General features: G+C 62.1%; 13 protein-coding genes and 1 tRNA gene. 8 read left to right on the forward strand and 6 right to left on the reverse strand.

What is annotated here, in order from left to right; genetic code table 11:
• Positions 1–3: 3 nt before the first annotated feature.
• From CWB41_RS11970 to CWB41_RS11980, 3 genes are read right to left on the reverse strand one after another with little or no spacing between them, the layout of a single operon-like run.
• On the reverse strand, positions 4–774 hold the full coding sequence (locus CWB41_RS11970) for an ABC transporter ATP-binding protein (protein WP_115836513.1): 771 nt from the start codon (positions 772–774) through the stop codon (positions 4–6).
• Positions 771–1529 carry an ABC transporter permease gene (locus CWB41_RS11975; RefSeq protein ID WP_165204303.1) on the reverse strand — a complete coding sequence of 253 codons (759 nt, stop codon included), beginning with the start codon at positions 1527–1529 and terminating at the stop codon, positions 771–773. The genes CWB41_RS11970 and CWB41_RS11975 overlap by 4 nt, the downstream gene beginning before the upstream one ends.
• On the reverse strand, positions 1526–3877 hold the full coding sequence (locus CWB41_RS11980) for a DUF3604 domain-containing protein (RefSeq protein WP_245411264.1): 2352 nt from the start codon (positions 3875–3877) through the stop codon (positions 1526–1528). Before CWB41_RS11980 ends, CWB41_RS11975 begins: the two co-directional genes overlap by 4 nt.
• A 123-nt stretch (positions 3878–4000) precedes the next feature.
• Here CWB41_RS11980 and CWB41_RS11985 point away from each other — a divergent pair, with 123 nt between their 5' ends.
• The 3 genes from CWB41_RS11985 (at position 4001) to CWB41_RS11995 (ending at position 7001) form a co-directional block, all read left to right on the forward strand.
• A complete protein-coding gene (locus CWB41_RS11985; RefSeq protein ID WP_115836511.1) occupies positions 4001–5014 on the forward strand; it encodes an ABC transporter substrate-binding protein in 1014 nt (337 codons plus the stop codon).
• A gap of 71 nt (positions 5015–5085) precedes the next feature.
• Complete coding sequence (locus CWB41_RS11990) at positions 5086–6186, forward strand: Mrp/NBP35 family ATP-binding protein (protein ID WP_115836510.1); 1101 nt, start codon at positions 5086–5088, stop codon at positions 6184–6186.
• Positions 6187–6323: 137 nt separating this feature from the next.
• Positions 6324–7001, forward strand: a complete 678-nt coding sequence (locus tag CWB41_RS11995; protein WP_165204306.1) for an FkbM family methyltransferase — start codon at positions 6324–6326, stop codon at positions 6999–7001.
• Positions 7002–7004: 3 nt separating this feature from the next.
• Here CWB41_RS11995 and moaA read toward each other — a convergent pair whose 3' ends face one another.
• A complete protein-coding gene (gene moaA, locus CWB41_RS12000) occupies positions 7005–8063 on the reverse strand; it encodes a GTP 3',8-cyclase MoaA (protein ID WP_115836508.1) in 1059 nt (352 codons plus the stop codon).
• 59 nt (positions 8064–8122) lie between these two features.
• Here moaA and CWB41_RS12005 point away from each other — a divergent pair, with 59 nt between their 5' ends.
• The 4 genes from CWB41_RS12005 (at position 8123) to CWB41_RS12020 (ending at position 10997) form a co-directional block, all read left to right on the forward strand.
• The gene (locus CWB41_RS12005) at positions 8123–8521 is read left to right on the forward strand and encodes a gamma-butyrobetaine hydroxylase family protein (protein WP_115836507.1); all 399 of its coding nucleotides are present in this window, start codon (positions 8123–8125) and stop codon (positions 8519–8521) included.
• A 77-nt stretch (positions 8522–8598) separates the two neighbouring features.
• A complete protein-coding gene (locus tag CWB41_RS12010) occupies positions 8599–8844 on the forward strand; it encodes a DUF1467 family protein (protein WP_115836506.1) in 246 nt (81 codons plus the stop codon).
• 73 nt (positions 8845–8917) lie between these two features.
• Positions 8918–8993 (forward strand) — tRNA-Lys (locus CWB41_RS12015).
• 1776 nt (positions 8994–10769) lie between these two features.
• Positions 10770–10997, forward strand: coding sequence for a hypothetical protein (locus tag CWB41_RS12020; RefSeq protein ID WP_129396476.1), 228 nt, complete (start codon positions 10770–10772; stop codon positions 10995–10997).
• 274 nt (positions 10998–11271) lie between these two features.
• On the opposite strand, the gene CWB41_RS12025 is transcribed toward CWB41_RS12020, so the two are convergent.
• A complete protein-coding gene (locus tag CWB41_RS12025) occupies positions 11272–11538 on the reverse strand; it encodes a hypothetical protein (protein WP_115836504.1) in 267 nt (88 codons plus the stop codon).
• Positions 11539–11625: 87 nt separating this feature from the next.
• Between CWB41_RS12025 and CWB41_RS12030 the strand changes: the two genes are divergently transcribed.
• On the forward strand, positions 11626–11829 hold the full coding sequence (locus CWB41_RS12030; protein ID WP_129396477.1) for a hypothetical protein: 204 nt from the start codon (positions 11626–11628) through the stop codon (positions 11827–11829).
• 42 nt (positions 11830–11871) lie between these two features.
• Here the strand turns inward: CWB41_RS12030 and CWB41_RS12035 are convergent, their stop codons facing one another.
• Positions 11872–12522: a hypothetical protein gene (locus tag CWB41_RS12035; protein ID WP_115836503.1), complete on the reverse strand. Its 651-nt coding sequence runs from the start codon at positions 12520–12522 to the stop codon at positions 11872–11874.
• Positions 12523–12548 lie beyond the last annotated feature (26 nt).

Below are 12548 nucleotides of genomic sequence, written 5' to 3' on the forward strand. Positions count from 1 at the left end.
GAGTTAAATCACCCAGTCTTCCCGCGCCACGGCGTCGGCGACGAGTTCGGCCTTCACCTTCCCGACATAGGCTTGCAGCGCCTGATCGGAACGGGAGCGCGGGCGCGGAATGTCGATGACGAGCGATGCCTTGACTTCGCCGGGCTTGCCGCCGAGCGCGACGACGCGATCGGCGAGATAGACGGCTTCGTCGATATCGTGCGTGACGAACAGGACCGTTTTGTCGAACTGCTGCCAGACGCGCACGAGTTCGTCCTGCAAGGCCTGGCGCGTCAGCGCGTCGAGCGCGGAAAAGGGCTCATCCATGAGCAGAATGGCGGGTCGCACCGCGAGCGCGCGGGCGAGCGCGACGCGCTGGCGCTGGCCACCCGAGAGTTGCGAGGGGAAGCGCCGGGCGAGGCCGTCGAGGCCGACGCTGCGCAGCGCCGCCAGCGCGCGCTCCTGCCTCTCGCGCCGTTTGAGACCGAGCTTTTCGAGACCGAAGGCGACATTGGCGAGCACGCGCCTCCAAGGCAGCAGCCGCGCATCCTGAAAGACGAGCGCCATGGCGCGGTCCGCGGTCTTGTCGTCGGCCACTTTCACGACCCCGGAGGACGGCTTGGCGAGGCCCATGAGCACACGCAGCAGAGTCGATTTTCCGACGCCGGAAGGGCCGACGATGGCGACGAATTCGCCGTGCTCGACCGTCAGATCGAGCCGGTCGAGGATTTTGGTGATGGCGCCGTCTTGCGCGTAGGCGAGCGAGAGACCGGAGATTTCAATCGCCGCGGTCATTGCGCCTTCCACCCCAGGATGCGGTTCTGCGCCAGCAGGAACAGCACATCCATAAGCCCGTAAAGCGCGGCGATGGTCAGCATGTAGACGACGACGATATCGGTCGCGAGCAGGCTCGAGGCCTCGTTCATGCGCTGGCCGAGCCCGGCGACGCCGAAGAGCTCAGCCGCGACGACCGCCATCCAGGCTTGGCCGAGCGCGGTGCGTACGCCGACGAATATGCCCGGCAGGCTCGCTGGAAACAGGACCTTGACCAGTTTTTCGCGGTTCGAGGTGAAGCCGAAGGCGTCCGCCACTTCGATCAAATCGCGATCGACATTGCGGATCGCCGCATGAGCGGCAAAAAAGACGATCCAGAAGACACCGATGGCGATGATGAAGACGGCGGCCTTCTGCTCGACGCCGAACCAGAGGATGGCGAAGGGAATCCAGGCAAGCCCCGGAATCGGCCGCAGCACGCGCGTCACCCAGGCGAGCGTCCATTCGAGCCGGCGGAACATGCCGGTCGCGATGCCGACGACAACGCCGCAGAAGACACCAATTGAAAGACCGATGACGTAATGCGAGAGGCTTTCCCCGACGCAGGTCAGCCAGACGCCACTTTGCACTTCGCTGACGAAGGCGCCGGGCAATTGGCTCGGCAGCGGCAGCAGCGCGCGCGCCTCGGGTGTCAGCGTCGGAACGAATTGCCAGATCAGCAGAAAGCCGATGAGGCCGGCGGCGGACAGGATGATGCGTTGCAAAGATGTGCTCATGCGCCGGCCGTGAAGGTGATGAATTGCGCCGAGGACCAGACCTTCGAATCGTCGCGCTGGCGGCCGTAGAGATAGACGGGCCGGAAACCGAAAGGCGCGTTCTGCGGCGCGAGCGTGAAACTGCCGGAAAGATCGCGCGGCAGCTCGGCTTCGGTTACACGCTCGAAGGCAAGGAAGAGTCCGACGCCGCCCAGCTCGCGGCGTAATTCGCCTTGCGCGATGAGTTCGGCCCCGCTCACCTCCCAGCGGAAGTCCGGTGCGTAGTCGCGTGGCTTGTGCGGCGGCGCGTTGGCGGATTTGGCGAAGGCGCCGATCGTGCCTTCGACGACGAAGCGCGCGTTTGCGAGATCATCGATCTCAAGCTCGATCGCATCGGCATCGCCATAGGTTTCGGAATGAAAGCCGATCGCGTCAGCACCGATGCGCCAGGCCGTCTCTTCGTTGTGCTCGAAGCCGCTGGCGGAGAAACGTCCCAGCGCCGCGCCGTCGAGGCGCAGTGTGCCGTTCCAGACGGCCCAGCGATAACGGTCCTTGATCCGCGCGCCGCCCCAGCGCAGGCGCAGGCGATTTTGAGAAAAACCCAATTCCTGATGCAGATTGCGCCGCCACAGCACCCCCGTGTGATCGAACGCGGCGATCTCCTCGAAGCCTTCATCGCCGAGAAAGCGATAAGAGATCGTCGCGGGTCCGTCGCTCATAAAAGCATCGCCCTGAATATAAGCGCCGCTGTGGACAAGGAGCGCGGTGCGTTCGCCGGTTGTCGCGAAGGTATGGCGGGCGCGCAGCGCGGCGCCGATCGTGGCGCGGTCGAGCCTTTCGGCCAATATGCCGGTGAGGCCGCCGCGCACGCCAAAGACATTGACGCCGGGCGCACCGCCACCGGGACGGCCGCGATGTTCGTCGCCATTCGCGGTGACGCCGAGCTGATAGCCGCGCGCGATGACCTCCTGATAGAGCCAGGGGAAATGCCCCCAGGCGGAGACGATCTCGACCAGCCGTTCAAGCTCGGGATGGTGCCAGTCGGCGATATAGCGGCGCCCGCCCACATGCGGGATGATGAGATGGCTCTCGAGCTTGGCGGCATAGGCGTCCCATAATTCCTCGATCGGCCAGCGACCGAGCGTCGCCGCCGTGCCGCGCATGTCCTCGTTCCAGACGAGCGTGCGATTGTGGTTGCCTTCGGCGTCATAAGGAAAGCCGGGCGGCTCGTCGCCGAGGAAGATGACCTTGTGATCGCCGCCAGCGGTCGAGCTGCCGCACCATTCCTGCACCGGATAGGCGACGAAGCTGCCGGGAGCGTTGATTGCATTCACCGCCGCGACGCCAGCTTGCCAATTGGCGTCGGTGATCTGGAAATCGTTGGCGGTGTAGCCGAAGACATCGACGCCCGCGATGTCGCGCGCATACGCGGCATTGTAAGCGGGGCTGTTGGTGCCGACCGTGTCATGCGCATGGACATGAAGATCGCCATAGAAGCCGCGTGGCGCCGGCGCATCTGGAATGATGGTGAGATCGGCATTGGCGGCGGACAGTCCGGGGAAGGCCGCGCTCACGCGCAGATCGCGGTCGGTTGGCACGTCGAAACGCGCCGCCGCCCAACCTTGCGCGGGCAGGGGAATGTCGCTTGCGAGAACGGTAGCGTCGTCAGCCTGCGCGGTGAGTGCGATCGCGCCGCCCGCATCGCTGACGGCATTGCCCCAGCGGTCGTGCAAGGCGACGTGGAAGGGCGCCTCCGCGCCGGGGCGCGCGAAGCGAGGGCCGTTCAACGCGACATGCGCCGGTGGCCCAGCGAAGATCCGCAATGAAACATCGCCGGGCACCGCGACGAAGCGCGAGGTGCCGAGCGGATCGACATAGGCGCGGAAGCGAAAATCATCCTCGATAAAGGTCTGGACTCGCGTGCCCGGTCCGCCGAAGCGGCGGTCGCCGAGGCGGATCAGGATGCGGTCGCCGGCATTGAGATAGCCGTCGATGATGTCGATGATGATCGCCTTCTGGAACGGCCGCTCGTGGCCCTTCTGCTCAAAGCGCACGGCGAGATGCTGCACCGTCGCCGCCGACTGGCCGTCCGCCAGCGGGCCGGCGACATATTCGGCTGTCAGATAATTCGCGCCTTGTGGATCGTGGGTCTGGAACGGCGCCCAATCCGAATAGAATTTGAATGTCAGCTTGAAGGTCGCGCCGTCGGCGATGCCGCCCGAGCCGACCTCGTAATCGAGCAGAATTTCCTCGATAGCGCCGGCTTCGAGCGCGGAATGGCTGCAGACGAGCTGGCCGGCGAAGGGCAGGCGCTTCAGCCGCTCGTAGAGGCCAGCGGGCGCCACAGGGATGAGTTTTGGTTGGGACACGGATTCTTCGGAGACAAATTGCCGGGGTGACGCGGCCGGGACTATCGCATATAGCTTATCTAGTTTGTATGTTTATGAAATACACACAGATAAACCGTGTATTTTCCCAATCGGGGGGCATCGATGTCTTTAAAGCGGATTTTTGCGGCGGCGGCACTGGTTTTTCTCGGTGCGGGCGGCGCGGCCGAGGCTGACGGGCTGCAGGTGCGCGTCGGGGTCATTCCTGTCGTCGGCGCCGCGCCGCTCTTCGTCGCCGACAAGGAAGGCTGGCTGAAAAAGGCCGGCCTCGATCTCTCGATCAAGGTTTTCCAGTCCGGCCCCAATCTGGTGCAGGCGGCGGCGAGCGGCGACATCGATCTTTATGTCGCGGGCGTCGCACCGGTTGCTGTCGGCCGCGCCAAGAATATCGACCTGCGGGTGGTGACCGCTTCCGCCGTGGACGAGAACGTGCTCGTCGCCGGCGCCAATCTGAAATCCTATTTCAAGCCGGGTGTTTCGGCGGCCGCCGCCTTCGCGGCCTTCCATAAGGCGACCGGCCATCCGGTAAAGATCGCGACGCAGCCGCCGGGCTCGGTGCCGCAGACCAATCTGCAATATTGGCTGCGCGAGACCGCCAAGGTTGATTTTGCCGATGTCGAGATCGTCGCCGTCGGTATCGACGCGACGCAGCAGGCTCTGCTTGCCAAGGCGGTCGACGCCGCGACGGTGCGCGAGCCGACGCTGACGGTGATCGAGGAGCGTGATCCGACGATCAGCATCCTCGCCAAGGGCGAGGACCTGTTCCCGGGTCAGCCGGGCACAATCGTCGCGGTCTCCGGGCCGTTCGCGAAAGCCCATCCCGAGGCCGTGCAGGCGATCGTCAACGGCATCGTCAAAGCCGTCGCCGAACTCAAGACGGACCCGGACCGCGCCGCGCCGGCAGTCGATGCGGCTTTGTCGAAGGGCATCATCCCCGCCGCGACGATCCGCAAATCGCTCGCTTCGCCGGCGGTGAATTTCGTCGCCGATCCGAAGGCGATCGAAAAGGCGACCGAGGCGTTCCTTGCCTATCAGGTCAAGCTCGGGGTTCTTAAATCCGCGCCGAGCCTCAGCGGCCTCTTCGACGAGCAATATTATGATAAGGCTGTCGCGCAATAGAGCCTGACGTTATTGATTGAACCTGCTATCCGCCGCATTAGATTGATGCCGAATGGCACGAGGGCGGAGCAATGGTCAGCGAGCAGGATATTTACGCGGCATTGCGCGCCGTCGCGGGGCCGGACGGCAAGACGCCGCTGCCGGAGACGGGCGCCGTCGCGGGTGTAACAATCCGCGGCGATAAGGTCTATCTCTCGCTTTCCGTTCCGCCGGAGCAGGCTGCTTCCCTCGAAGGCATGCGCCTTGCCGCCGAACAGGCCGTGCGGCGCGTGGCGGGCGTCGGCGCGGTGCTCGTCAGCCTCACGGCGCAGAAGCCAGCAGGCGGCGATAGACCACCGCCACAGCGGCCGGTGCCCTCAACCCCGCCGCGCAGCCTTGCGGTGCCGGGAATCGCCCGCATCATCGCCGTCGCTTCCGGCAAGGGTGGCGTCGGCAAATCGACGACAGCCGTTAATCTCGCGCTTGGGCTCGCCGGGCTCGGCTGGCGCGTCGGTATTCTCGATCTCGATATTTATGGGCCATCGCTGCCGCGGCTGCTGCACATCAAGGCGCAGCCCGAGGTGGTAGAGCGGCGCATCCAACCCCTCGAAGCCTTCGGCGTGAAGGCCATGTCGATCGGCTTCATGCTCGACGAGGAAGAGCCGGTCATCTGGCGCGGACCGATGGTGATGGGCGCCGTGCAACAGATGCTGCGCGATGTCGCCTGGGGCGAACTCGATTGCCTTGTCGTCGATATGCCGCCCGGCACCGGCGATGCGCAATTGACGCTGGCGCAGAATGTAGCGCTGGCCGGGGCGGTGATCGTCTCGACGCCGCAGGATCTGGCACTGATCGACGCGCGGCGTGGCATCGCCATGTTCAACAAGGTCAAAGTGCCGGTGCTCGGCGTCGTCGAGAACATGAGCTATTTCGTGTGCCCCCATTGCGGCGAGCGCTCGGATATTTTCGCGCATGGCGGGGCGCGCCACGAGGCGGAGAAACTCGGCGTGCCGTTTCTTGGCGAGGTGCCGCTGGCGCTGGCGATCCGTGAACACTCCGACGATGGCGAGCCGATTGTCGTGGCGGCGCCGGAGAGCGTCTATGCCGCGGCCTATCGCGACATCGCCGCGAAGGTGCAGGCGCAGCTTGAAGGCACGCAGGCCCGCGCCGCGCCAAAGATCGTGATCGAGTGAGTCTTTGCGCGCCGAACGGCAGAGTATAGCGTCACTCCGGCATGCTCCGCTCGATCATATCTACGTATATCCGCGCGGTTCCGCGGCATCCGGGCAAACGGAAAATCGTCTCGACGGCGCTCAGAATCCTTCCGAGTATGCCCATCCGCTCGCGTTATGGGGTGTGGCTCTATTCCGACGGCAAAGATGAGACGAACATCTACTCGCTTCTCGGCGATTATGACGACGTCTATGAGGTCGTCAAAAGCCTGCGGCCGGGAATGGCGTTCATCGATATCGGGGCCAACGCCGGCGTCTTTTCCATGATTGCCGGCCAGCGCATTGGCGCCGATGGCGTGATCGTCGCTTTCGAGCCCTCGCTCGCGGTCTTCAAAAAGCTGATCGCAAACGCATCGATCAATCAGCTTCGCAATTTCTTTCCATTCATGGGCGCCGTGGGACCTTCAACCGGCGTTGGACGGTTTCAAACGGACGAGAAACACACCGGCGGCGCCTACCTGGATGCGCACGGCGATACGCGCGTGGTCCAGCTCGGCGGCCCGCCTCTGTCTGCGTTGCTGGCAAGCCTCATCGAAGATCGCAAGACGATGATCAAGATCGACGTCGAAGGCGCGGAACTCGATGTCATCCGGTCAATCGGCGATCTGCTCGGCGCGAACCTGATCGAGACGGTGATCGTCGAAGTCAACGCCGGTCAACAGGCGCGCTTCAGCGCGACGCCGCAGGAGATTTACGCTTTCATGCACGAAAAGGGCTACAAGCCGCGCCTCGGCCTCGGATTCGCCGGTCACTACAATGAGGCATTCACCCGATGAATATCAGCCGCCCGTCACGCTCATGTGGCGCGGGACGGCGGGAGCTTTATGGGCGCGGTCGATCCTGAAATCGTGCCCCTTGGGCTTGCGGGTGATGGCTTCCTCGATCGCCGTGTTCAAAAGCGTGTTCTCTGACGAGGCACGCAATGGCGCGCGCAGGTCCGCCGCATCTTCCTGACCGAGGCACATATAGAGCGTGCCGGTGCAGGTGACGCGGACGCGGTTGCAGCTCTCGCAGAAATTATGCGTCAGCGGCGTAATGAAGCCCAGCCGTCCACCGGTTTCGGCAACTTCGACGTAGCGCGCCGGGCCTCCGGTGCCATAGGCAAGGTCACGCAAAGTATAGTGCTTGGCGATCTCGGCGCGCACCTGCGGCAGCGGCAGATACTGGTCGAGCCGGTCCGGCTCGACGGCGCCCATCGGCATGACCTCGATCAAGGTGAGATCCATGCCGCGCGCATGCGCCCAGCCGATCATCGGCACGATCTCGTCCTCGTTGACGCCCTTCAGTGCGACCATGTTGATCTTGACGTCGAGGCCGGCCGCCTGCGCCGCATCGATACCGGCGAGAACCCGGCCGAGATCGCCGCGGCGGGTGATCGTGCGGAATTTCTCCGGGTCGCGGCTGTCGAGCGAGACATTGACGCGGCGCACGCCGCAGGCCGCCAGCTCCGGCGCGAAAAAGGCGAGGCGCGAACCATTGGTCGTCAGCGTCAACTCATCCAGCGCGCCGGAATCGAGATGCCGGGCGAGGCCCTCGAACAGCCGCATGATATTGCGCCGGACCAGCGGCTCGCCGCCGGTGAGCCGCAGCTTGCGCGTGCCGCGGGCGATGAAGGCGCTGCAGAGCCGGTCCAATTCCTCGAGTGTGAGCAGATCGCCTTTCGGCAGAAAGCTCATGTCTTCGGACATGCAATAGACACAGCGGAAGTCGCAGCGGTCGGTCACCGAAACCCGTAGATAGGAGATCGCGCGGCCGAAGGGATCGACGAGCGGCCAAGCTCGCGATTGGCGTTCCGTCGCCGGCTCGGATGGCCGTAAATCGCTGCAGGGCTGGTTCATCGACCTGATATAGTGCACGAAAGTAAAAGGCTGAATAGGACCAAAGAAAGCGCAGTGCAATGACATACCCGCCTTGCCATACGCCAAAGGCACAGCAATGGCCGCGCGAGCTTCGCCTGGGCACCGGCGGCAAGCTGCTAAAAGTCGCGTTCGAGAGCGGCCGGAGCTTCGATCTGCCGGCTGAATATCTGCGGGTGATGAGCCCGAGTGCGGAAGTGCAGGGGCATGTCCCGCAGGAGCGCAAGACCTTGGGCGGCAAGCGGAATGTCGCCGTTACCCAGGTCGAGCCGGTGGGCAGCTATGCGGTGCGGCTGAGCTTCGACGATCTGCACACCACAGGCATCTACACCTGGGATTATCTCTATGAACTCGGCGCGCGGCAGACCGAAAAATGGTCGCAATATCTCGCCGAACTCAAGGCCAAGAGCCTCAACCGCGACCGGCCCGGCGAAAAATAAAACAGCCGGAACAGTGAAAGCTATACATAGAACGATATAGCTCTTTACTGTCGATATGGTTCCAGGGAGACAGCAAGATGCCAATATCCGTATCGCTTGCCGTGCCGCTTTTTCTGACCATCTGGTTTATCGCGCTGTTTGCGATCCTGCCGATCGGCATACGCTCGCAGCGCGAATCGGGCGGCTATGTCGAGGGCACGGACCCTGGCGCGCCGGTCCATCCGCAGCTTTTGAAAAAGGCTGTGCTGACAACTCTTGTCTCGGCGGTCATCTTCGGCGTCCTCATGCTCGTGCTGCATTTTTACGGTTGGGGAGGCGCCTGAAGGCTCGGCAATGACGGCCGGCTCTATTGACCCGCCCGGCCGATACAGTTACGTGCAGCAACCTTCTTTGAGAGAGCGCGTAGCTCAGCTGGTAGAGCATCTGACTTTTAATCAGGAGGTCTCGGGTTCGATCCCCGACGCGCTCACCAATAAAATCAACGGCTTATAAGTGACAATTCGCAGTTGTGGTGAATTGCTACGCCGGTCGGTAAGCGCTCGGTAAGCAGGATTAGAATTCCGGGTCGCTCAGATGGTCTGGCTTAGTGACAGACGCCCCCAACAACCTTGGTCGCGTCGGGCCGCGCGCGCTGAGCGACGCGATTGGGCAGCCCCCATCCCCACACATTTCTTGGAAGCTAAAAACGTCGGTGGGGGCCAAAAACGGGCGGGCGGCGCCGCGCTCCACAATCCCGGGCGCGATTTTTCCGCTAAAATTTTTTGACGGCTGAATATTTCGATCGATTTGAGCTTGGGCGCTCTGGAGCCTCCTTTCGTCCGGAAGGAGGGATCGGAGTGACCGAGATCGAGGTGATGCCGCGCGTCGAGCGGCGCCGGAAGTGGACGGAGGCTGAGCGCTTGGGCGTTGCTGGCCGAGGTCGATGCCACGGGCAGCGTTTCGGTAGAGCGACGGCACGCTCTGACGCGGTTCAGGGCGAAGCGCGCGGCTTCGTTCGGTGGATTTGAGTGCACGGACTGCTCTGGCCATGCTGCGGCGCCCCATAAGGCGATCGTGAAGACGAGGGGCGCAATACTGGCGAAGCTGCAGAGGTGGCCGCGGATGGAAGATTACGCTTAGGGCGCACGGGCTTCGGCCCTAACGCCGGCGCGAATTCAGATCGGCCAGATTGGAGCGGCGATTCGCCGACGTAGGGCTGTTCTACAGCATCGGCGGCACGGGCAGTGGATCGATCAGCGGCCCCGGATCAGGGCGAGGCACCGGCGGATCGGGCCGCGGCGGAACCGGCTGCGGGGACGGTTCCTTTGGTCCCGGCTTCGGCGGGTCCGGCTCAATAGGCGATGGCTGTGGCTCCGACATCGAGAGTCGTCCGTGTTGTCAATTGAAGGCGAATGTCTCGGAGTGGCGGAAGTTCCGCTTGGCCGCGCCGGGCGGCAACACTGATGCCCGCAGATCGAAGAAGCTGTTTAGCGGGAATTAGTGCCACTGGTCCGCTCCTGCGCCATGTAGGGGATGGCTATGCGATCCCGAAGCATGTGCGCCGCTGCCCGTCTCGGCGTTTCCCGAACTCGCGCCAGATGGCGTTCCCGGCCTGACCTTCGCGCCGTTCACCCTTGATGCTTCTTTTGCCCTATTCAGATGAGGCGTTTTGATTGGCGCGCGGTGGCCGTACGTACCGCCGGAGGTCCAGCCATTGCTTTGGGCTACAGCATCATTCACGCCAAGCAATGATATTCCGACAGCGGCGACCGTCGCGATAAATCGCATTTTCCGCTCCTTCAAATTGATGCGATGATGCTGGCCGAGAACGGATTAGGCGTTAGCACGTACCAATACGTTGCTGTCGCAGCCTGAAACCGGCAAAATAGGCCGCGTCCGTCGTCTCCATTTCGGCCGGTTGTCACTCGGCCAGCTGCGCTCAACGCGCCAAACGATCATTGGTTCGCGGCCGGCCTGCGCTCAGCGCGAACCCAGATTAGCCTGATTGTCGCCAACGATCATTCGGGCGAAGAAAGGCGCTGTTTAAGCTGTCTTTTGAGCCTCGAACCCGAGCGGCGCCCCCCAAGCGGCCCATCGCGAACCTTTGAAGTCACTCCTATGTAAAAATTAATGGACGGCATTTCGCTCCCGAGGCAGTCTACCTCATGCATGCCAGGAGCATGCACGCACCTAAGCCCGGAGGGATCTGGCAGTGCCTATTCTAAGACTTTTGCGCGGTAGCCCTTACGGCCCCAAAGAAATTGAGATCATGACCGCAGCGCACGAAGAGGCGTTAGCTCTCGCTGGTGTTACGGATCGAACCAGCGCTGTCGCCGAATTGATGGCCAGGCGCGTTATGGATCTCTTTTTCACTGGCGCAGATGAACCGAACGAAATCGGAAGGCGCGTTGCGGAAGAGTTCAGCAAATTAGATGTGGTCAAAGGCCAAAGTGCGCTCCAATCGGATTCTTCTCAGCAATCCTCGCTTTTGCCCTGATTTTTACATCGTCCGGTTTGCGATTTGTGCGGGCCGATTCTGAGGCATGTTCGCTCTAGCGTGTGGATTGTCAGAGTAATTCGGACCCGATCCGCTTCGACCGTGTTTGTCGTCCGTCTAAAGCAACCCGCTTTCTATCGGCCAATTGTCATCGGATCCTCGTCGCCCGCGTCGCTCGTGTTTATGCGCCGGTCGATTGGCCGCTCGCGCAACGCCCCTTCGGAGGCCGGATGTAATTCGTCTTTCGTCATGTCGCCTGATAGCCATATGCTAATCATGCGTTGCCGGAGTCACCTTGATCGGCGAGTAATTCCTCTGGCACTGCGCCGAAGTATCGGATGACTGTCGCGTCGTTGAACTCACCTAGGCTCGGATCGCCAGTCCTGGAGAAGGCGATCGCCCCCGCGTTGAGGCGCGATAGCCGCTCGGCTTCTCTCACGGCGCGTCCCGCGTCCGCACATTCGATTGCATCGCCCGGCACCAGTTCGCCGTCTTCCGTTCGATAGAACGGCAACGCCACAAAATATGTGATCGTGTCCATGACACTCCCCTCAAAAAAGGACTCGACTCCACAGGACGGCCGGGCAATTTTCTGAGTAGAACGGACAGTGAACCTACGAGAGGAAATATGCAAGCGCATCTGGCTAACCAGCCTCCTGCGAACGATGATGATTTGCTCGCTGCGGGCGTCGAAGAGATCATCGCCGAGCATGGCGGCGACGCGCGCGCGGCTATCCGGGCGCTGCTGGAGCAGATCTCGTATCTAAAATTGGCGCGCAACCGCGCGCTGGATTTGGTGTCGCGAGGATATGCGTGTGGGCAACTTGAATGACGCGCGCGATGCGAATGTCGGCTCAGGCCGCCGACTGCGCCGCTATTCTTTGGCCACTTCTCCGAGACCCTTGTGCACAACGCCCTCCATGCCTTGGTGGAAGACGAAGCTCGTACCTCCGCAAAACACACCTGCGTATGTCATCGGAAGCGCGTGGTCTGCTGGAATTACGATCGAGGTAAGGCCCGCTACGACGAAGACTAAAGCCAGCATGATAGATGCGAACACTGTCGTCGCGAACAACGAGGTAAAAACGATAATCACGAAACCGAAGACAGCAGTGTCGTCGAACAGTTTAGGCCATTTCTTCCTCAGCACGTACCAAGTCACAGCAACCCCGAATGCAAATTGAATCAGGTCAAGAACAGCAGCTGGCGGTGGCTCCGTGAACATTAGATGGAATGGAAAAAACACGAAGGCCAGAAAACCTAGGAACACATCCTTGATGAAGTTGCCATAATCGTTGGAATTGATCCAGGTGGCGGCATATTGCAGATAATGCTCGGCAAAGCTTAAAGGTGTGAGCTTTTCGAGTCCCTGTTTCGCCTGCTCAAAAACTGTGTTGCTGGCTTCTTGCAGACCTAGAAGGGACAATACAAACAGGAAAGCCTCGACTATAGCCGCCGCGATCATGCCCATTAGCAGGTCGCGCAATAGCGAGTGCTTCTTTTCTGGTTGCTGATCGTCGGTCACGACTCGGACAACCTCACGACGGTTCT

Source organism: Methylovirgula ligni, from assembly GCF_004135935.1.
In the GTDB taxonomy this organism is placed as follows: Bacteria; Pseudomonadota; Alphaproteobacteria; order Rhizobiales; family Beijerinckiaceae; genus Methylovirgula; species Methylovirgula ligni.